This window comes from Streptomyces lydicamycinicus (genome assembly GCF_000829715.2).
Lineage (GTDB): Bacteria > Actinomycetota > Actinomycetes > Streptomycetales > Streptomycetaceae > Streptomyces > Streptomyces lydicamycinicus.
The window spans coordinates 653,537-673,127 of the sequence record NZ_BBNO01000007.1; the positions used below are offsets into that span (position 1 = coordinate 653,537).

A 19,591-nucleotide genomic window follows, 5' to 3' on the forward strand; every position below is an offset into this window, starting at 1 on the left:
GGGCAATGAATGCTTATGCTCGCCCACCGCGTCCCGGGGAGCCCGCCTTGCTGAAGCCACTGCATCTGCTCACGCTGAAGGCCGTCGTCCGCAGCGAGTCGTTCGCACTCGCGGCCCGCGACCTCGGCTACACCGCCTCCGCCATCTCACAGCAGATCTCCGCCCTGGAGAAGGAGACCGGGCTGGTGCTGTTCGAGCGGGAGGCGCACGGTATCCGCCCCACCGCCGCCGCCCACCGGCTGGTCGATCTCAGCACCCATGCGCTGGCCGCCATGGACGATCTCGACCACCAGGTGCAGGAGCTCGCCACCGGCGCCACCGGCCGGCTGCGGCTGGGCAGCTTCCCCACGGCCGATGTCCGGCTGGTGCCCTCGGCGCTGTCCGCCCTCGTCGAGACCCATCCACGCGCGCAGATCCAGTTGGAGGAGGCCGAACCCGACGAGCTCCTCACCGCGCTCAGCCAGGGTGATCTGGACATCGCGCTCGTCTACGAGTACGGCCTCAGCCCCCGTCAGTGGCCCGCCGGCCTGACCCGCCATCATCTGCTGCGGGAGGACCTCATCCTGCTCAGGCCCCGGGGCAGCGGCCTGAGCGCGCAGCTGTCCCAGCTGTCCCGGGCCCGCTGGATCACCAGCCGGGAGGACACCGCCGGGGCGCGGTCCTTCGTCCGGCTGTGCGCGGCCGCGGGCTTCGAGGCCGCCGTCGCCTTCCGCAGCAACAACTACGCCGTGGTGCGGGAGCTGGTCTCGGCCGGCCTCGGCGTGGCGGTCGTCCCGGCGCTCGGCCACCTGCCCAGTGACGAGGTCGAAGCCACCCGGCTCACCCAGCGCTCCGCGCACCGTCAGGTGATGGCCCTGCACCGCGGTGAGAACAGCAATCCGCTGCTCCCCGCCGTGCTGAGCTGTCTGCGCCAAGCGGTGCCGTCCGGTGAGCCGTATCTGCATCCGGCGGAGGACGCATGACGGTCAGGGCGGAGGCGGGCTCCGTCCCTCCCGGGGAGGGGGGAGGGACGGAGCGCCGGCAGGGGTGGCCGACCGCCCGTCACGGGACGGGTGTGGGCTCGGCCTCGTCGGATTCGGACAGGTCGTCCAGGGTGTCGAGATCCACCGAGCCGCCCGGCATGACCTGGCGGGTGTGCCGGTAGCCGTACGCGGCGTAGATGACCAGGCCGACGATCAGCCAGCAGCCGAGCCGCACCCAGGTCTCCCACTGGAGGAACGACATCAGCCAGATGGAGAAGACGATGCCGAGGATGGGCACCACCGGCATGCCGGGACACCGGAAACCCCGCTTGAGGTGCGGCTTCCTGTAGCGCAGCAGCAACACGGAGGCGGACACCACCACGAACGCCAGCAGCACGCCGATGTTGGTGAGTTCGGCGACGGCGTTGATGGGCAGTAGGCCCGCCAGCACGGCGGACACCCCACCGATCAGCCAGGTGGCACGGTGCGGAACCTTGCGCTTGGGGTGGATGGCGCCGAACCAGGCGGGCATCAGGCCGTCGCGGCTGAGGGCGTACCACAGCCGGGAGGCGCCCATCATGAAGGAGAAGGTCACGGTGACGATGCCGATGACCGCGCCGACCGCGATCACATTGGCCAGTCCGCTCAGCCCCACGCTCTGGAACGCGCTGGAGATCCCGCTCTTCGGATTGATCTCGCTGTAGTGCTGCATACCGGTGAGCACCACGCAGACCAGCACATACAGCACCATGGAGACCGCCAGCGACAGCATCATCGCCTTCGGCAGCTTGCGCCGCGCCTCCAGCGATTCCTCCGCGGCCGTACTCAGCGCGTCATAGCCGAAGACGGCGAAGAAGACCGTCGCCGCCCCGGTGAACGCCCCGCCGAGACCGAACGGCGCGAAGGGCTGGAGATTGCCGCTGTCGACCTTGGTGAAGCCGACCACGATCACCAGCAGCACGATCGCGATCTTGACGATGGTCAGCACCGTCTCCACCCGGGCCGAGGTGCGGGTGCCACGGGTCAGCAGCCAGGCCACACCGAGGCAGATCGCCACCGCCAGCAGGTCGATCCGGTGCCCGGCCCCGGTGCCGGGAGCACCCAGGGCCCAGGCCGGCAGATGGATACCGACGGCCTCCAGGAGGAAGCCCAGATAGCCCGACATCCCGATCGCCACGACGGCGACGATCGCGGTGTACTCCAGGAGCAGATCCCAGCCGACGATCCAGCCCACGATCTCACCGAGCACCGCGGCACAGTAGGTGTAGGACGAGCCGGCCTTTGGCACCATGCCGGCGAACTCGGCGTAGGCGAAGGCCGCGCAGAGCGAGGCGGCTCCGGCCACCAGGAACGAAATCAGGACGGCCGGACCGGCGACATCCCGGGCGACGGCCGCGGCCAGACTGAAGATGCCGGCCCCGATGATGGCACCGATGCCGATCATCGTCAGCTGGGTCAGGCCCAGCGTGCGCACCATGCGCGCACCGGTGGGCTGTTCATGGGGAAGGGTTCGCCTGAATACCCCCTTGGGGCCTCTTCCCAGCAGCGCGGGGAGTGTGGATTTCGGGGTGTGATGAGGGGACATCGATCGCTCCCTGTCAGGCACCGGCAGCACGACGGGCCACCGTTGTGGCGTGGGTCACCACTGGCCTGAAACCATCGCTCACGAGGTCCCCTGGCAAAAGAGACCGCAGGGCGACAACTTGCGGTGCTGAGCACAAGGAGAACTGGCGCAGCTGCGTCACAGGATGAGGGCGCCGGGCTCTCGTGTAAGCGGCATCTTGTTCCGCAGGGCAGGCCAACCCGCCTCGGAATCAAGGGTGTTGTGCGGGCGTGTGGGGCGTCCCTGACCCACGGGACGGGCCCGGTCCGGAGGGCTCGTTGCGCTCCCCGGACACCGCCCGCAGGACATCGACCAGAGCCGTCACCGTGGGCCGGTGCTCCACGGAGGAACGGAACATCACCACGATGTGCCGCTCGATCCGCTCCCGCAGCCGCACCACGTCCAGGCGGGACGCCCGCAGGCCGAGCATCAGATCCGTCACCGTGCTCACCCCGATCCCCGCCTCGACGAGCGCCAGCGTGGCCGCGGTATCGGTCACCTCGTGCCGGACCCGCGGTTCGACACCCGCCCGCCGGCAGGCGGTGCGCACCGCACGCCCGTAGTAGCTGTCCGCCGACGGCAGGATCCAGCCCAGCTCCTGGGTCTCCGCCAGGCCGATCACCTCGCGGCCCGGCATCGATCCGGCCGGTACCGCCAGCGCGAACCGCTCGCGGTACAGCCGCCGCACCCGCAGGGCGGGCTCGCGCGGAATCGGCACATCGGGGTAGTCCAGACCGAGCGCCAGGTCCACCGCGCCGGACGCCACGGCGTCATACACCTCGTCCACATCCATATCGCGGCTCTGCACCGTCAGCGCGGGATGGGCCCGCCGGACCTCCTGGAGCGCCGGCGGCAGCAGCTCGGCGGCCGCCGTGGCGAACAGCCCCACCTGGAGGACGCCGGAGATCTCGTGCCGGGTGCGCTCCAGGGCCTCGACGGCTTCCGCCTCCGTGGACAGGATCCGCTCCGCGTGGCGGGACAGCGTCCGGCCGGCATCGGTCAGCTCCACCCGCCGTCCGACCCGCCGCAGCAGCTCCATGCCCGCGGCTCGCTCCAGCGCGGCGATCTGCTGGGAGACGCCGCCGGGCGTGTATCCAAGGGCCTGGGCCGCCGCGGTGATCGTGCCGCGCCTGGTCAACTCCACCAGGGACCGCAGCTGGGCACTCGTCCAGTCCATATAGAGATCGTAATAGATCAGACGCAGGAACTGTTCGTAGACGTCAACGGTCGGGGTGCTGCACGATGACGGGCAGCTAGCTGATCAGCACTCCTCGCCATGCATTGACAGCCCAGTCCATGTGCCGGACGGACGCCCACCGGCACCGGGCCGGGCCTCTGGAAGGGATCGGCCTCTTGTCCATGTCATCCACCTCCCGCACCGTCCCGCCCACGGCCGACGTGGTGATCATCGGCGGCGGTGTGATGGGCACCAGCATCGCGTTCCATCTGGCCGAGGCCGGGGTCCACAACATCGTCGTCGTCGAACGCGGTGAGCTGGGCAGCGGCAGCTCGGGCAAGCCGATCGGCGGCGTACGGGCGCAGTTCTCCGACCCGCTCAACATCGCCCTGGGCAGCAGGAGTCTGCGTGCCTGGCAGGACTTCCCGCAGCGGCCCGGCGCCGACATCCGGCTGGACAGCGTCGGCTACCTCTTCCTGCTCACCAGCGACCAGCAGGCCGCGGATTTCGAGACCGGCGTCCACCTCCAGAACAGCCTCGGCGTCCCCAGCCGCATGATCGGCCCCCGCGAGGCACAGCAGCTGTGCCCCTACCTCAGCACCGACGGGCTGGTGGCCGCCGCCTACTCACCGACCGACGGCCATGCCCGGCCCGGACTCGCGGTCCAGGGCTACGCGCGCGCCGCCGCACGGGCGGGGGTGGTCTTCGCCCCGCACACCGCCGTCACCGGCCTCGACACCACCGGCGACCGGGTCACCGCCGTCCACACCGACCACGGCCGGATCTCCTGCTCCACGGTCATCTGTGCCGCGGGCGCCTGGTCCGCACGGATCGGTGCGATGGCGGGCGTTCACCTCCCGGTGCGCCCGGTGCGCCGCCAGCTCGCCTTCACGGCGCCGCTCGCGCCGCCCGCCCCGCGCATCCCCTTCACCATCGACTTCGCCTCCACGGCCTACTTCCACAACAGTGACGACGGACTGCTCTTCGGTCTCGCCGACCCCGAGCAGGCCGACGGTTTTGACACCACCTGGACCCCGGACTGGCTCCGGCTCTTCCGCGCCGCCGCACGGCGCCGGGCCCCGGCCCTCGCCGACATGGAGACCCACGACGGCTGGGCCGGACTGTACGAGGTCACCCCCGACCACAACGCACTGATCGGACGCTCCGGCACGCTGCCCAACTTCCTGTACGCCACGGGGTTTTCCGGTCATGGCTTCCTCCAGGCCCCCGCGGTCGGCGAGATCATGCGCGACCTCCACCTCGACCGCGCACCGTTCGTGGACGTCACCCCGCTCAGCGCCGACCGGTTCACGACCGGTGCCGAAACCCGCCCCGAAGCACACGTGGTGTGACTTCCCCCGACCGAAAGGCAGACCTGTCGATGTTCAGTCAGTGGCAACTGCGCGCCGCCTTCGCCCGGCGGCTCTCCGACATGTACGGGCGGGAGGTCCCTGCCTACACCACGCTGGTGGACGTCTCGCACGAGGTCAACGAGGAAGTGCTGCGTGAGCGGGGCGCCGACGCCGAGCGCCTGGGGTCGATCGGCCGGGTGACCGCGGAACGGCACGGCGCCATCCGGGTCGGCACACCCGAGGAACTGGGACAGGTCGCCCGGATCTTCGGCGCCCTGGGCATGCACCCGGTCGGCTTCTACGATCTGCGGGAGGCTGCGGGCAGCGCGATCCCCGTCGTCTCGACCGCCTTCCGCCCCGTCGACGGTGAGGAACTGGCCAGGAATCCCTTCCGCGTCTTCACCTCCCTGCTCACCCCGGCGGACCCCCGCTTCTTCGACCCCGGACTCCGCGCCCGGCTGGAGAACTTCCTCGCCGGACGACAGCTGTTCCCCCCGGAACTGCTGGCCCTGGCCGACCGCGCGGAAGCCGCCGGAGAACTGTCCGACACGGACGCCGAACGCTTCCTCCACCTCGCCGTGCAGGTCTTCGAACTGTCCCCGGAGCCGGTCGACAAGGCCTGGTACGAAACCCTGGAGAAGGTCTCCGCGGTCGCCGCGGACATCGGCGGCGTACGCAGCACCCACATCAACCACCTCACCCCCCGCGTGCTGGACATCGATGCGCTCTACCGGCGGATGACCGAGCGCGGTATCGAGATGATCGACGCCATTCAGGGGCCGCCCCGGTGGCCGGGCCCCGATGTCCTGCTGCGCCAGACCTCCTTCCGTGCCCTCGCCGAGCCCCGGGCGATGCGCACCCCGGACGGCGAGGTGATCAGCGGGGCCCTGCGGGTGCGCTTCGGTGAGGTCGAAGCCCGCGGCATCGCCCTCACCCGCCGGGGCCGGGCCCGCTACGACGCGCTGCTCGCCCGCGTCGACGAACTGACCGCCCGTGACCCGCAGGCCGACCGGGCCGATGTCGCCCGCGCCGTGTGGATGGCGGAACTCCCCGACACCGAACACGCCCTCGCCGCCCAGGGCCTGGCGCACTTCACCTATCACGTCGTGCCCGGCCGGCCGGCGGACGGCAGCCGCCCGCCCGCGGGCCTCGACGCCCTGCTGGACCAGGGCTGGGTCCGGGCCGAACCCCTCGTCTACGAGGACTTCCTGCCGCGCTCCGCAGCAGGCATCTTCCAGTCCAACCTCAGCGACGAAGGCTCCAGGAACAACGACCGCACCGGCATCGCCTACGACAGCGCCTGGCTCTCCGGTGCCATCGGACGCGAGGTCCTGGACCCCTTCGACCTCTACGAGGAACAGCAGAACCGCTCCCTCGCCCAGGTCGCCCGAGAACTCGCCCTGGACGGACTGCCCGGCTGACCCGGCCGAGCCGTCACCCCACCCCTCCCCACCCCAAGGAGCATCATGACCGCCACCGCCCTCCCCACCACCGAGGACCTGCGCACCCGCGCCCGCGCCGCCCTCACCCGCGTCGGCGTCACCGTCGAGGAAGGCGGCGACTTCCACGCCCGCAGCCCCATCACCGGTGAAGACCTCTTCGGCCTGCGCGCCGCCACCGCCGCCGACACCGAGGAGGCCCTCGCCGCCTCCCGCGAGGCGTTCCTCACCTGGCGCACCACCCCGGCGCCCCGCCGCGGCGAACTCGTCCGCCGACTGGGGGAGTTGCTGCGGGAACACAAGAGCGACCTGGGCGACCTCATCACCATCGAAGCGGGCAAGATCCGCTCCGAGGCACTCGGCGAGGTCCAGGAAATGATCGACATCTGTGACTTCGCCGTCGGGCTGTCCCGCCAGCTCTACGGCCGGACGATCGCCTCCGAGCGCCCCGGCCACCGTCTCGCCGAAACCTGGCACCCCCTCGGTGTGGTCGGTGTGATCTCGGCGTTCAACTTCCCCGCCGCCGTCTGGTCGTGGAACACCGCCGTCGCCCTGGCCTGCGGCGACACCGTGATCTGGAAGCCCTCCGAGCTCACCTCGCTGATCTCGCTCGCCTGCACCCGGCTGCTGGACCGGGCCGCCGAGGAGGTCGGGGCACCGCGTGATGTGCACCGCCTGCTGCTGGGTGACCGCACCGTCGGGGAAAAGCTCGTCGACGATCCCCGGGTCGCGCTGGTCAGCGCCACCGGTTCGACCCGTATGGGACGCGAGGTCGGCCCCCGCGTCGCCGCCCGCTTCGGCCGCAGCCTGCTGGAACTCGGCGGGAACAACGCCGCTGTCGTCGCCCCCTCCGCCGACCTGGACCTCGCCGTCCAGGGCATCGTCTTCGCCGCGGCCGGCACCGCGGGGCAGCGCTGCACCACCCTGCGCCGTCTCATCGTTCACCAGGACATCGCCGACACCCTCATCGCCCGGCTGACCGCCGCCTATCAGAAGCTCCCCATCGGCGACCCCTTCGACGAGACCACCCTCGTCGGGCCGCTCATCACCCCGCAGGCCCTGGACACCATGCAGGACGCCCTCGTCCGCGCACAGGCGGAGGGCGGCAAGATCCTGGCCGGCGGCAACCGGCGCCTCACCGACGCCGCACCCCGGGCCAGTTACGTCGAGCCGGTCATCGTCCGCGTCGACGCACAGACCGACGTGGTCCGCGAGGAGACCTTCGCCCCCATCCTGTACGTCCAGACCTACGAGAACCTGGAGGAGGCCATCGCGCTGCACAACGATGTCCCGCAGGGCCTCTCGTCCAGCATCTTCACCCGTGACCAGCAGGAGGCCGAGCTCTTCCTGTCGGCGGAGGGCTCCGACTGCGGTATCGCCAACGTCAACATCGGCACCTCCGGAGCCGAGATCGGCGGAGCCTTCGGCGGCGAGAAGGAGACCGGCGGCGGCCGCGAGTCCGGTTCCGATGCCTGGCGCGCCTACATGCGCTCCGCCACCAACACCATCAACTACTCCAGCCGGCTCGCCCTCGCGCAGAACGTCAGCTTCCTTTAGGCCGCGACTGCTTGACGTAACGTCATCCGCGTGAGCGGAACCTGTGCCCCCGCCCTGGCTTCCCAGCCGGGGCGGGGGTTCATCGTGTCGCGGAGGGCCCGGCGCCGGGTCCGGCAGCCGTCACGGGCACGGGTAAGTGCCCGGATATCGGGCGCCACCTGCCGTTTTTCGACAAACACCGCTCCACGCGGGGACATCCGTTGACGCCGTGGGTGCGGCGGTGTGATGGTACGGCGGCTTGGGTCATGGACATGCCTTCCCCCGCCGCGCATGAGCCCCACCTCGTCGCAGCCGGCCGGACGGCAAGGCGCTGCCACGGCCCGGCGCTCCACCAGAACCTCCGTCGGTAGCACTCCCTACCCCCTCAAGGAGTCATGGTGTTTCGAAGATTCGCGGTGGCCGGGGTGTCCCTCGCCGCCACCATCGGAGCGGCCGCACTGGCCGTGGCCCCCGCGGCCGCGGTGACCCCCCGGACCCACCCGCCCCACTCCGCGATATCCACCGGCCAGGCCGCGAGCAGCGCTCCCGGAACAGCGGTCAACGGCCCCTCCGTCCCCGGTACTTCTGCGGCCGATGCCCCGGACATCGATGTGGCCAAGGTCCAGGCACATCTCACCGAGCTGAACGCCATCGCCACCCGTAACGGCGGCAACCGCAAGTCCAGCGGGCAGGGCTACCGGGACTCCGTCGCCTACGTCAAGAACAAGCTCCAGGCGGCCGGCTACACCGTCACCGAACAGCCCTGCACCTCCGGCTGCGCGAGCGGGGCCGGGCCCAACCTGATCGCCGAATGGCCGCAGGGCGACGCCACCAAGGTGTATATGTTCGGCTCCCACCTCGACAGCGTCGGCGCCGGTCCGGGCATCAACGACAACGGCTCCGGCTCGGCCGCGCTGCTGGAGACGGCACTGACCCTCGCGGAACAGCACCCGGCCATGGCCGCCCGGGTTCGCTTCGGCTGGTGGACCGACGAGGAACAGGGCCTCAACGGCTCCGACTTCTACGTCGGTTCGCTCTCCTCCACCGAGCGGTCGAAGATCAAGGCGTACTACAACTTCGACATGATCGCCTCGACCAACGGCGGCTACTTCATCAACCACGTCAACTCCACCGCCGCCCAGCCGATGAAGGCGTACTGGGACTCCCTCAACCTCCAGCCCGAGGAGAACACCGAGGGCGCCGGCCGCTCCGACGACTACTCCTTCGAGCAGGCCGGCATCCCGACCTCCGGATACGCGATGGGGGCCAGTGCCAGGAAGACCTCGGCGCAGGCGGCCAAGTGGGGCGGCACGGCCAGCCGTGCCTACGACCCCTGCTACCACCAGTCCTGCGACACCACCGGCAACATCAACGCCACGGGACTGAACCGCAGCGTCGACGGCATCGCCTACACCCTGTGGAAGCTCGCCGTCACCAACTCCACCCCGGCGAACGACTTCTCCCTGGCCACCAGCCCGGCCACCGGCAGCGTCGACCCGGGCGCCTCGGCCACCAGCACCGTCTCCACGGCCACCACCAGCGGATCCGCCCAGACCGTGCAGCTGTCGGCCACCGGCGCTCCGGCCGGGGTGACCGTCTCCTTCAACCCCGCCTCGGTGACCTCCGGCAGCAGCTCGGCCATGACCGTCGCCACGACCTCGGCCACCGCAGCCGGCACCTACCCCCTCACCATCACCGGGACCGGGTCCGTCACCCACACCACGACCTACACCCTGACCGTCCGGGGAACCGGCGGCTGCACCGCCCAACAGCTCCTCACCAACGGTGGATTCGAGAGCGGCACCACCCCGTGGACGGGCGACACCGGGACGATCGGCGCCCACGCGGGGCAGTCCGCCCACAGCGGCAGCAGATTCGCCTGGCTCGGCGGCTACGGCTCCTCCGCCACCGATACCCTCAGCCAGTCGGTGACGGTGCCCGCCGGATGCGCCAAGGCCACTTTGACCTACTGGCTGCACATCGACACCGATGAGTCCGACCGCGTCGCCTACGACACCTTCAAGGTCAAGGTGGGCAGCACCACCCTGACGACCCTCTCCAACACCGACGCCTCCAGTGGCTACACCCAGCGCACCCTGGACCTGAGCCGCTACGTCGGACAGCGCATCACCCTGACCTTCACCGCCACCGAAGACGCCAGTCTCCAGACCAGCTTCGTCGTCGACGACGTGGCGCTCCAGACCGGCTGATCCCGGCTGTTCCCGGCTGATCCGACGGCATCGGAGGGGCGAGGGCCGGTGTGCCCCGCCCCTCCGGTGCCGGAGGCGTCAGGCCGTCGTATCGCCCGTCGGGTAGCACGCCGCGCTGTAGTGGCCCCGGTCGCCGGTGGGTGTCCAGCCGCCGGTGCCGTGGTCCGGGTCGGCGAGGGCGAAGCCGTTCTCGTGCAGTTGCACGCCGAGCGGCCCGGCGGGGAAGCCACTGCCGTCGGGGGTGTCCTCGACGGGCCACAGGGTGACGAGCAGGGCCTCGGTGTCGCCGGTCTCGGGCTCGCGGTCGAGGCTGGCGATTTCGAGGTGCCAGCGACCGTTCCGGACGAAGGCCTCCGCCCGGAACACCGCGCGTACCGTTTGGGCCTTCTGATGGGTCTCGGTCATGCGAGAGGAACTCCTGTCATGGGGCAGGGGAGTGGTCGGCGTGCTGGGCGCATTCCGGTGGGCCACCGTGCGGTGAGGCTGGAGAGCCGTGCAATGAGGCTGGAGAGGCGCCGGCCGCTCGGCGCGACGTGGTGTGGCGTGGTCAGACGTTGCGCCACCGGGCCATGGTGAACGAGAAGAGGCCGAACAGGGCGAGACCCGCGGCGATCGCGGCCAGCAGCCAGGGGCCGGCCGAGGTGTCCGCGAAGGAGCGGAGGGTGTCGTCCATGCCCTTGGCCCGGTCGGGGTCGTAGGTCACCGCGGCCTTGACGACGAACACCCCGGCGACCGCGAACACCCCACCACGGGCGAGACCGCCGGATATGCCGAGCACATCGACCCCGCGCCGTAGCCGTGGCGACATTCCGCTCCGGTCAAGATGTTTGTGGAACCTGCGGAGGACGGCGCGCACCGCGATCCAGATCCCGGCGAGGGCAATGCCCACACCTGCGGCGGCCACCAGCCAGGGGCCACCGGGCAGGCCCAGGGCCTGGGCCGTGGCATCCCGGGACTGCTGATCGCTCGACCCGCTTCCGCTGCCCTTCTCACCTGCGGCGAAGGACACCACGGAGAGCGACACCACGGCATAGAACACGAAGCGGGCGAACGACAGCAGTCGGGTACCGGCCTTGTGCCCGTCGGGCCCGGCCGCGCCGAACCCCGCCTCGGACAGGCGCCACAGCGCCATCCCCGCCAGGCCCACACCGAGCGCCCAGATCAGCACATTGCCGAACGGCCGGGCGGCGAGCTCTGCCAGCGCCCCGCCCCGGTCGGCCTGCTCACCGGAGTCACCGAACGCGATCCGCAGGGCCAGCACCCCCACGAGCAGGTAGATCACGCCCCGGGCCACGAAACCCCCACGTGCCGCGACGCGGACCGCGGAGCTGCGGGCCGCGCGGTGGGCCGTGCCTCGTCCGATGTGGGGTACCGCGGTGGTGGTGTGCATATGTGGCCTCCAGAGGCTTGACCCAGCCGTCGGGTGCACTCCGTTTGCCCCTGGCCGCAGAACGGAAACCACCGGGCCCGCCGGCCGCAGCCGGTCCGCGTATGCCCTCGTCGTCCCGCTCCACCGCGACGGCGCCCCCGGCGCGGACCGCGTCACGGGGCGTCCGTGCCGGGCGTCGCCCACGGGGTGGGCAGGGCGGTGGCGGGGGTGGTGTGCTCGGGGAGACCGGCGAGGGCCTCGACACGGGCGGGGCGGTACGGGGTGGGGCCGCTCCACTCCAGCAGCAGTACCGTGGCATCGTCCTCAAGCCGTCCGTCGTGGTAGGCGAGATGACGCCGGATCAGCCGCCGTAGCGTCTCGGGTACGGGCAGTCCATCGGCATGGTGCTGGATGAGGAAGTCGGTGAAGCTTTCCAGGCCGAATTCGTGTCCCCTGCGATCACGCGCCTCGGTGATGCCGTCGGTATAGAGCAGCAGCCGGTCGCCGGGCTCCAGTTGGTCCCGGCAGAGTGTCGGCGGCACGCCCAGGTCGGTGCCCATGGGAGGAGCGGGCGAGCAGGACAGGGTCACGGCCGTACGCCCCTGGCGGATGATGACCGGCGGAGGGTGTCCGAGGCTGGTCCAGGTCAGCGCGCCGGTGCCGGCGTTCAGCTCGGCGAGGATGCCGGTGGCGAAGCGGTTCGAGCTGAACTGCGCCACGAGGGCCCGTTCCACCTCCTCGGCGATCTCCAGGATGCCGCGGTCCTGCCGGCGGTGGTTACGGCTGGCGGCGAGCGCGAGGTTCGCGGTCAGCCCGGCGGCCGTGTCGTGGCCCATGGCGTCGAAGAGCGCCAGGTGCACGGTCTCCTCGGCGATGGCGTAGTCGAACACATCGCCGCTGACCTCATAGGCGGGCTCCATCACCGCACTGATCAGCACCCGGTCGGTGGCGAAGGTCCGGGGCGGCATGACGCGCCACTCCATCTCCGCGGCCACATTCATCCTCCGGCGCCGCACCAGCCGGGCGTAGGTATCGCTCACGCCTCGCTTGCTGACCATCATCAAGGCGATCAGCCCGCCGAGGTTGCGCAGGTCCTGGGCCGCTTGGGCGTCCATCTCCGAGTCCGGGGCGGCGGTGGCGCGCAGCACCCCCAGCCGTTCGGTGCCGTCGAGCATCGGCACCCACCACTGGCCCGCCTCAGAGCTGCTGCCCGCGACGATGCCTCCTGTCTGGAACGCCCGGCCGGCGAGCGTGCCTTCCACCCGCACCACGTCCGCCGCCGACTCCGTCTCCTCACCGGGAACGGAGTCCTGCCCGCCGAGCCGGCACAGGATGACCTGCTGGAGATCGGCGAGGTAGATCTGCACATCCAGCCAGCCGACCTTGGCCGCGTGCTTGGCGACCAGGTCCGGGATCTGCTCCAGGGTGACCACATGGCTCGCGGCGATGAGGTCACCCAGCATCCGCCCCCGGGCGGCAGGACTGCTCATGGAGGCACCTTTCCTCGGGCGTCGGCCCGCCGGGCCGTCCGGCCCGTGGGCTGTCCCTTCCGCGGCATCCTCGGCTGCCCCTGCGGCCAGTGGCGATGCCTGTGCTGTCGATGGTGACACCCGGACGGAGCTCGGCGACAGCGACACCGCGGTACGGCACCGGAGCGACACCTCCGGGTTGCGGACGGTGGGCGCTGAGTGACCGGAAGCGATACGTCGCTCACGCCGCGACCCGGCGGGGGAGACAAGGCCACCGGTTCCGTGCCGCCATCGCCCGCAGGCAGCTCTGCCGACGCAGCCGCAGACAGAGGCGAACCGCGCGCTCCCTCCTAGAGCACCAGCCGGGCAACCACACCGACCTCCAGCGCCACGTAGAGAGCACCGTCCGGCCCGAAGGCCAGGCCATGCGGTTCGGACGAGGCGATCGGCAGGTCGTACTCCTCGATGCGGCCGTCAGGGGTGATGGACCCGACGCGGTTGGCTCCCCATTCGGTGAACCAGCAGTCACCGGCCGGTCCGGCGGCGATCGCATGGGGCCGGGACGAGGGGTCCGGGAGGGGGAACTCGTCGATCCGGCCGTCGGTGGTGATCCGGCCTATCCGGCCGGCGCCTATCTCCACGAACCAGAGTGCGCCGTCCCTGCCGCAGGTGATGCCGACCGGCGCGGCGTTCTCGGTGGGGAGGGGGTGGAGGGTGATGTCCCCGTCGAAGCTGATGCGACCGATCGCATGCGCTTGATTGAGGGTGAACCACAGGGCGTCATCGGGCCCGGTGGTGAGGGCTGAGGGGAACGCGCCGCTGAGCGGCAGCGGAAATTCCGTCACCCGGCCGTCCGTGGTGATCCGGCCGATCCGGTCGCCGTGCAGCTGGGTGAACCACAGCGCTCCATCGGGGGCGGACACCATGCCGAAGGGGCCACTGCCGGGAGTGGGGAGGGGGAACGAGCTCACCTCGCCGGTCACGGTGATCCGCCCGATCCGATGGTCCCGGCTTCGGGTGAACCACAAGGCGCCGTCGGGGCCTGAGGTGATGACGGACGGTCCACAGTCCGCGGAGTCGAGGGCGAAGCGGTCGAGTTGGCCGTCCGGGGTCAGGCGGGCGATCTGCCCCGCGTGGACCAAGGTGCACCACAGGGCGCCGTCCGGGCCGGTGGTGAGGGCATACGGGCCCGCGTCCGCGTCGGAGACGGGGATCTGCTGGAACGAGGCGGTACGTCGGGTCATCGGTTGGGCTGGTCCTTTCGGCGGGGTGCGGGGTGCGGGGCCGTCGTCGGGGGTGGGGGAGCGGGAGTAGGTGCGGGAGCGGCAGCGTCGGAGCAGGCCGACCGGAGCGCCGCTACTGCTACTTAAGTTGCATTAAGAATGCTGCCACGACACCCCCGCAGAAGCAACAAGAATTTTTGGCGAGCTCTCCGCCGCGGGCGAGCGGCGCAGCCGGCGGGTCGAGTGCGTCCGCAGATCTCAGCCGGCGGAGGGGCTGACTCCGGAAATCTCCAACGTCAGCTACACCGCGGCCAGTTGATTCCCCGTCGACGGCTGCTCGCCGAGGGAACGCCGCGCGCCGCCCGCACTCACCACAAACTCCAGTCGCCACCGCTCGCCCCGGGCCAACGCACCGGAAAGAGTGGACATGCATGTGTCAGCGTCGGGTAGGGGAGCGTGCGACGGGGGCTCAGCAACAAGGCGGGAGCCAGAGCATGAGGACCAACAGCACCATGACGGCCGGGATGGAGCCGGAGACCACGTCGAAGGTGCGTGCCGTTCCGGCTCCGACGGTGCTGCCGCACATCGAGGCGCCGCAGCGCGTCGCCCCGGCCGACGCACGGGAGTTGTCCAGGCTCTTCCTCGCGCGGCTGGAGTCGGTGGAGGAGGGCACGCCCGAGTACCAGTACGTGCGGAACACCCTCATCGAGATGAACCTCTCCCTGGTGCGCTATGTCGCCCGCCGGTTCTCCAGCCGCAGGGAATCCATGGAGGACGTCCTCCAGGTCGGGACGATCGGTCTGATCAAGGCGATCGACCGCTACGACCCCTCCCGTGACGTGGAGTTCACCACGCTGGCCGTCCCCTACATCCAGGGCGAGATCAAGCGGTTCTTCCGCGACACCACCTGGTCGGTGCGGGTGCCGCGGCGCCTCCAGGAGCTCCGGATCGACCTCGCCCGGGCCCGGGAGCAGCTGGAGGGGGAGGGCGGCCACGAGCCGTCCGTCGCGGAACTCGCCGACCACCTCGACATGCCCGAGAGCGAGGTGGCGGAGGGCCTGGTGGCCTGCAACGGCTACGACAGCGACTCCATCGACCGGCCGATCCAGGCCGGCGGTGGCGGCAAGCAGCAGACCGGTCTCGTCGCCGACCTCATCGGTGCCGAGGACCCCGCCCTGGGCCTCGCCGAAGACATCCAGGCCCTCAAACCACACCTGGCCAGGCTCGACGACCGCGACCGCACCCTCCTCCAGCTGCGCTTCGGGGCGGAGATGACACAGGCCGAGATCGGCGAGGAACTCGGCCTCTCGCAGATGCATGTCTCGCGCCTGCTGACCCGCGCCTGCACCACCCTGCGCGAGGGATTGCTCGCCGAGGGCTGAAGCGCCCGCTGTGACGGTGGCTCAGAGGTGTGACGAGGAAGTGGCCGGAGGCCAGGGCAGGTGCCGACCGGGTGCGGGTCCGACCCCCGCCGTGCCGGGCCGGCCCGTCATCAGCCGGCCTGGCTGCTGTCCTTCAAGCTGCCCCAGCCGTGCCAGCGGTCGATCTCGATCCAGGCGCTGACCCGACGGCGGTCCCGCTGAGGGTACGGCTTGCCGAGGTAGTGCTGTGCCAGTCGGTCGATATCGGTGAGCGCGTCGTCCGCCCGGATTTCGGCGACGTGGCCGATGAGGCTGAGGTGCGTGTACCAGTTGCCCTCGTCCAGCACGGTGAGCGTGACCCGCGGATCGTTGCGGAGGTGCGCCAGCCGTTTGCGGCCTTCATCCATGTTGACCAGCACCCGGCCGTTGTCCCAGAGGTACCAGGTGGCCGTGGAGACCGGCTGCCCATCCGTCCGCAGCGTCGTGATGACCGACGGGTTCGCCTTCCCCAACATGCTGACTGCCGCATCGGGAAGCGGTGGTTTCGACATCTGAGGTGCCCTCCACTACGGTGCCGCCCGCCGGTCGGAACGTTCGACATGACCGGCATCAACGACTGTACTCAGCCCACCGCTCACCTTCCTGCTGACCGGGGCGACGGAGCGACCATGGCCCGGCGTCCCCGGCCACGCCACCGCCGTCAGGCCGGGCCACTGATCACGAGAACGAGGCCCAAGGCCCGCCCCGCCCCCGCGTCCTATTCGGCGGCCACCGGCCGCGAGGGGCACCGTTCGACCGGCTCATCGACGGCACTCGGTACCACCGCGGCGACGGCCGGCTTCCGGAGCAGCAGCATCGCGGCGTCGTCATGGAGCTCTCCGCCCACATGCGTGAGCAGATCTTCATGGAGCGCGGCGAGCGTGCGGGACGGCTCCTCCGAGAGATGCACCGACAGCCGCTCCCCGAGCGGGTAGAACTCCCGCTCGTGGTCGCGGGCCTCGGTCACGCCATCGGTGTAGAAGAGCAGCTGGTCTCCGTCGGCCAGCGCTACTTCCTGGAGGACCGGGGACTCGTCGGCCAGGGCCCGCAGGCCGAGCGGCGGGGTCGGCCGGGCAGGCTCCACGGGCAGCACGCCCGAGTCCTGGACCAGCAGCGGAGCGGCATGCCCGCAGTTGACCAGCTCCATCCGGTCGGCGTCGGGGTAGCCGGCGATCACCGCGGTGACGAAGTCGTCCGGTCCGAGATTGCGCGCCAGGCTCCGTTCGATGCGGTGGACGACATCGAGGAGATCCGGTTCGTCGTAGGCCGCTTCCCGGAAGACACCCAGGACCAGAGCGGCGACGCCGACCGCCGGCAGTCCTTTGCCGCGGACGTCGCCGACGATGAGCCGGATGCCGTAGGGGGTGGGCACCAGGGCGTACAGGTCCCCGCCGATCCGCGCCTCGGCCGCGGCGGCGCTGTACCGGACCGCCGCCTGGAAGGGCCCCACGGTCGCGGGGACCGGCTTGAGGAAGGCGTGCTGCGCGGCCTCGGCGACCGAGCGGACCGCGGCCAGTACCTGTTCACGACGCCTGCGCAGGGTCGCGGCCAGAGCGCTGGCCAGGGTCACGGCGGACAGGGCGGACAGCACGATCGCCAGCTCACGATCCGGCGTCCCGGCATGGATCCCGATGGCCGCCCCCAGTGCCACGGCCAGCGCTCCGATCCGGAGCACTCCCCACCGCCCGCTGGTCGTGGCGGCCAGCGCGGGACCGACGGCGAGCAGCGGCAGCCAGCTCATCCCGGTACCGCCCGTCAGGGCGAGGAGCGTGACGGCCGCGATGATCAGAACCGGTACTACGGAGGCGAAGTGCCGGCGGACGCCCGCGCCGCGGGGCGAGGCGCCGTCCCGCGGCGGGACGGGCCGCCGGGCAGCCATCCGCAGAGCGGAGAACGAATGCGCAAGCTGCCACTGCGGCCGGTGGTCGTGGTGGGTTCGGGCTGGGCGCATCCTCGTCCGGGGCTCGCTTCCCTACTCATGGCACTTACGTACCTAAATGTCTGTTTCATCTAGGAAACGGGTGCAGGGTGGCGGCCGCAAGGGCCGGAATTTCAGATAGTGAGCGACAGTCCCCTGGTCACGCGGTCCGCGGTCGGAAGCAGCCGGTCCCGGATCTCGTCGATGTGGGCGACCCGGTCCGCCCGGAGAGAGACGCCGAGGGAGCCGAGCGTTTCACCGCTGTACACCGGTACCGCGACACAGAACGTCCCGAGGGCGTACTCCTCCATGTCCGTCACCGCCGGTGTCAGGGGTGTCGTGCCGAGCCGTCGGAGGAGTTCGGCACGGCCGGTGATGGTGCGCGGCGTGAGATCAACGAGGGGATGCCGTGCGAGGTAGTCGTCGCGGGCCTCGTCGTCCAGCTCGCGCAGCACGCATTTGCCCAGCGCCGTGGCGTGCCCGGCGTCCTCGAAGCCCACCCAGAGATCCACCCGTGGCGCCCGTGGGCCGTCGACGATCTCGGCGACCCGGATCTCGCCGTCCTCGTAGAAGGTCAGGTAGGCGGCGGCCGAGAGCTCGTCGCGCAGCGCCGCGAGCGCGGGGCGGACCCGGCTCAGCAGTGCTTGGCCCCGTCCACCGGCATGCAGTGTGGTCAGCTTCTCGCCCAGCACAAAACCGCCGTCGTCCAGCTTCCGGATGTATCCGTCGTGCGCCAGTGTGCGCAGCAGGTGGTACGTGGTGGCCAGGGGCAGTCCCGTCTCCCGTGCCAGCTGCTTCGCCGGCGCACCGCCCTCGTGCGCGCCGACCGCCTCCATCAGCCGGAAGGCTCGCTGGACAGAGGTGATGAGGGTGGGGCCCTCTCCGTTGCCCATACGTTCAGCCTGCCCCTGGCGCCCCACCCGGGCAAGGGCCGTCCCGCCGAAGCTCGCCCTCGATTGCGGACCGTATGTGCCGGAGCACACACGGCGAGCGGGAGAGGGGAACAGGCCACTCGGCGGTGGCGGTCAGATCTCGTCCCACGGGGCGGCCCCGTACAGGCTCCGCACCGTGCGCACCAGCTCCGTATCCGCCGGATACCGGGTGTCGTCGATCGCCGAGACGGCGGCCACCCCTTGGGAGTTGGAGACGAACGCCCCGTCGAAGGAGGCCAAGTCGTCGGTGTGGACCGGCCGTTGGGTCCAGGGGATCCCGGCCCGGTCCAGTTCCTGTCGGAGCACCAGCATGGTGGTGCCCTGGAGGGCAGGGGCGTCGGGCCAGACGATCGTCGCGCCCGCGATGAAGCCGATGTTGGTGGTCGCGCCCTCGGCCACCGCACCGTCCGGCGCCACAAGAAGCGCCTCGTCGTACGCCTCCTGCCGCACCCGGTCCAGGTGGTACCGCTGCCCGAAGCCGCCGAGATGCTTGAGATGGGCCGCGGGCCGCTGGTACGCCACACTGCGCAGCCGCTTCGCGGCCTCGGGCTCGGGGACCGGGGGGCGGACGGTCACCACCGTGACGGGCCCGTCGCCGGGCTCGGGGTGGTAGACGTAGACCCGGACCGCGGCGTCCTGGCTCCGTTCCCGCAGCGCGTGACGGATCCTGCCGCGGACCAGCTCGCCGTCCAGCTCCACACCGAAGAGCTCACGGGTGGCCGCGTCCAGCCGCTTCAGATGGAGATCCAGCCCGCGTACCCGGCCTCCCCTGACCTGCATGGCCGTGAAATGTCCCTGGCCGCTCAGCATCTCGAACAGCAGGGGATCGGCCTCGGTGCCACGGCCGTTGATCTCTATGCGGGGTGCGGACGAATCGGTCATGATCAGCATCTTAGGTGCCGGCCGGGTGGTGAGGGCCCCGGTCTCAAACGGTGGGAGGGGACGCCCGCGACGATGCCGAGGTCGGGCGGCGCCGGACCGGCTACCACGGTGGCACGGTG

Annotated in this window: 16 protein-coding genes; 6 read left to right on the forward strand and 10 right to left on the reverse strand. The window is 70.8% G+C overall.

From position 1 onward, the window contains the following. Window positions 1–47: 47 nt before the first annotated feature. Window positions 48–962, forward strand: a complete 915-nt coding sequence (locus TU31_RS25390; RefSeq protein WP_042158532.1) for a LysR family transcriptional regulator — start codon at window positions 48–50, stop codon at window positions 960–962. Window positions 963–1,041: 79 nt separating this feature from the next. Here TU31_RS25390 and TU31_RS25395 read toward each other — a convergent pair whose 3' ends face one another. Both TU31_RS25395 and TU31_RS25400 read right to left on the reverse strand, forming a co-directional pair. Continuing rightward, the gene (locus tag TU31_RS25395; RefSeq protein WP_181018656.1) at window positions 1,042–2,439 is read right to left on the reverse strand and encodes an amino acid permease; all 1,398 of its coding nucleotides are present in this window, start codon (window positions 2,437–2,439) and stop codon (window positions 1,042–1,044) included. 337 nt (window positions 2,440–2,776) lie between these two features. Continuing rightward, window positions 2,777–3,742: a LysR family transcriptional regulator gene (locus tag TU31_RS25400; RefSeq protein ID WP_042158535.1), complete on the reverse strand. Its 966-nt coding sequence runs from the start codon at window positions 3,740–3,742 to the stop codon at window positions 2,777–2,779. Window positions 3,743–3,924: 182 nt separating this feature from the next. Here TU31_RS25400 and TU31_RS25405 point away from each other — a divergent pair, with 182 nt between their 5' ends. From TU31_RS25405 to TU31_RS25420, 4 genes are all read left to right on the forward strand, one after another. Then, window positions 3,925–5,094: an NAD(P)/FAD-dependent oxidoreductase gene (locus TU31_RS25405; RefSeq protein WP_042158932.1), complete on the forward strand. Its 1,170-nt coding sequence runs from the start codon at window positions 3,925–3,927 to the stop codon at window positions 5,092–5,094. Between the two features lie 29 nt (window positions 5,095–5,123). Beyond that, window positions 5,124–6,515 (forward strand): 2-oxoadipate dioxygenase/decarboxylase, encoded by a 1,392-nt coding sequence (gene hglS, locus TU31_RS25410; RefSeq protein WP_042158536.1) that lies wholly within the window; start codon window positions 5,124–5,126, stop codon window positions 6,513–6,515. A gap of 45 nt (window positions 6,516–6,560) precedes the next feature. Beyond that, window positions 6,561–8,090 (forward strand): L-piperidine-6-carboxylate dehydrogenase, encoded by a 1,530-nt coding sequence (amaB, locus tag TU31_RS25415; RefSeq protein ID WP_042158537.1) that lies wholly within the window; start codon window positions 6,561–6,563, stop codon window positions 8,088–8,090. Window positions 8,091–8,467: 377 nt separating this feature from the next. Further along, window positions 8,468–10,279 carry a M28 family peptidase gene (locus TU31_RS25420; protein WP_370682766.1) on the forward strand — a complete coding sequence of 604 codons (1,812 nt, stop codon included), beginning with the start codon at window positions 8,468–8,470 and terminating at the stop codon, window positions 10,277–10,279. Window positions 10,280–10,357: 78 nt separating this feature from the next. Here TU31_RS25420 and TU31_RS25425 read toward each other — a convergent pair whose 3' ends face one another. The 4 genes from TU31_RS25425 to TU31_RS25440 all read right to left on the reverse strand — a co-directional run bounded on the left by TU31_RS25425 (window position 10,358) and on the right by TU31_RS25440 (window position 14,361). Next, window positions 10,358–10,684, reverse strand: coding sequence for a hypothetical protein (locus TU31_RS25425; protein WP_042158538.1), 327 nt, complete (start codon window positions 10,682–10,684; stop codon window positions 10,358–10,360). Between the two features lie 142 nt (window positions 10,685–10,826). Further along, a complete protein-coding gene (locus tag TU31_RS25430) occupies window positions 10,827–11,669 on the reverse strand; it encodes a DUF1206 domain-containing protein (RefSeq protein ID WP_042158539.1) in 843 nt (280 codons plus the stop codon). A 152-nt stretch (window positions 11,670–11,821) separates the two neighbouring features. After that, window positions 11,822–13,111 (reverse strand): PP2C family protein-serine/threonine phosphatase, encoded by a 1,290-nt coding sequence (locus TU31_RS25435; protein WP_042158542.1) that lies wholly within the window; start codon window positions 13,109–13,111, stop codon window positions 11,822–11,824. Between the two features lie 356 nt (window positions 13,112–13,467). Further along, on the reverse strand, window positions 13,468–14,361 hold the full coding sequence (locus tag TU31_RS25440; protein WP_042158543.1) for a Vgb family protein: 894 nt from the start codon (window positions 14,359–14,361) through the stop codon (window positions 13,468–13,470). 473 nt (window positions 14,362–14,834) lie between these two features. Here TU31_RS25440 and TU31_RS25445 point away from each other — a divergent pair, with 473 nt between their 5' ends. Beyond that, window positions 14,835–15,722: a SigB/SigF/SigG family RNA polymerase sigma factor gene (locus tag TU31_RS25445; RefSeq protein ID WP_370682760.1), complete on the forward strand. Its 888-nt coding sequence runs from the start codon at window positions 14,835–14,837 to the stop codon at window positions 15,720–15,722. A gap of 110 nt (window positions 15,723–15,832) precedes the next feature. On the opposite strand, the gene TU31_RS25450 is transcribed toward TU31_RS25445, so the two are convergent. From TU31_RS25450 to TU31_RS25465, 4 genes are all read right to left on the reverse strand, one after another. After that, entirely contained in the window at window positions 15,833–16,252 is a 420-nt protein-coding gene (locus TU31_RS25450; protein ID WP_042158545.1) for a PPOX class F420-dependent oxidoreductase, read from the reverse strand. A 206-nt stretch (window positions 16,253–16,458) separates the two neighbouring features. Next, window positions 16,459–17,619 carry a PP2C family protein-serine/threonine phosphatase gene (locus TU31_RS25455; RefSeq protein ID WP_370682761.1) on the reverse strand — a complete coding sequence of 387 codons (1,161 nt, stop codon included), beginning with the start codon at window positions 17,617–17,619 and terminating at the stop codon, window positions 16,459–16,461. Window positions 17,620–17,792: 173 nt separating this feature from the next. Continuing rightward, window positions 17,793–18,551, reverse strand: coding sequence for an IclR family transcriptional regulator (locus TU31_RS25460; protein WP_042158547.1), 759 nt, complete (start codon window positions 18,549–18,551; stop codon window positions 17,793–17,795). 132 nt (window positions 18,552–18,683) lie between these two features. After that, entirely contained in the window at window positions 18,684–19,472 is a 789-nt protein-coding gene (locus TU31_RS25465) for an aminotransferase class IV (RefSeq protein ID WP_042158938.1), read from the reverse strand. Between the last annotated feature and the right edge of the window lie 119 nt (window positions 19,473–19,591).

What these genes read in the sequence shown, in the direction of transcription:
- TU31_RS25395 (WP_181018656.1), bottom strand. Translation starts at nt 2,439, where the DNA reads ATGGTGCGCACGCTGGGCCTGACCCAGCTGACGATGATCGGCATCGGT.
- TU31_RS25400 (WP_042158535.1), bottom strand. Translation starts at nt 3,742, where the DNA reads ATGGACTGGACGAGTGCCCAGCTGCGGTCCCTGGTGGAGTTGACCAGG.
- TU31_RS25405 (WP_042158932.1), top strand. Translation starts at nt 3,925, where the DNA reads ATGTCATCCACCTCCCGCACCGTCCCGCCCACGGCCGACGTGGTGATC.
- hglS (WP_042158536.1), top strand. Translation starts at nt 5,124, where the DNA reads ATGTTCAGTCAGTGGCAACTGCGCGCCGCCTTCGCCCGGCGGCTCTCC.
- amaB (WP_042158537.1), top strand. Translation starts at nt 6,561, where the DNA reads ATGACCGCCACCGCCCTCCCCACCACCGAGGACCTGCGCACCCGCGCC.
- TU31_RS25425 (WP_042158538.1), bottom strand. Translation starts at nt 10,684, where the DNA reads ATGACCGAGACCCATCAGAAGGCCCAAACGGTACGCGCGGTGTTCCGG.
- TU31_RS25430 (WP_042158539.1), bottom strand. Translation starts at nt 11,669, where the DNA reads ATGCACACCACCACCGCGGTACCCCACATCGGACGAGGCACGGCCCAC.
- TU31_RS25435 (WP_042158542.1), bottom strand. Translation starts at nt 13,111, where the DNA reads ATGCTGGGTGACCTCATCGCCGCGAGCCATGTGGTCACCCTGGAGCAG.
- TU31_RS25440 (WP_042158543.1), bottom strand. Translation starts at nt 14,361, where the DNA reads ATGACCCGACGTACCGCCTCGTTCCAGCAGATCCCCGTCTCCGACGCG.
- TU31_RS25445 (WP_370682760.1), top strand. Translation starts at nt 14,835, where the DNA reads ATGAGGACCAACAGCACCATGACGGCCGGGATGGAGCCGGAGACCACG.
- TU31_RS25450 (WP_042158545.1), bottom strand. Translation starts at nt 16,252, where the DNA reads ATGTCGAAACCACCGCTTCCCGATGCGGCAGTCAGCATGTTGGGGAAG.
- TU31_RS25455 (WP_370682761.1), bottom strand. Translation starts at nt 17,619, where the DNA reads ATGGCTGCCCGGCGGCCCGTCCCGCCGCGGGACGGCGCCTCGCCCCGC.
- TU31_RS25460 (WP_042158547.1), bottom strand. Translation starts at nt 18,551, where the DNA reads ATGGGCAACGGAGAGGGCCCCACCCTCATCACCTCTGTCCAGCGAGCC.
- TU31_RS25465 (WP_042158938.1), bottom strand. Translation starts at nt 19,472, where the DNA reads ATGACCGATTCGTCCGCACCCCGCATAGAGATCAACGGCCGTGGCACC.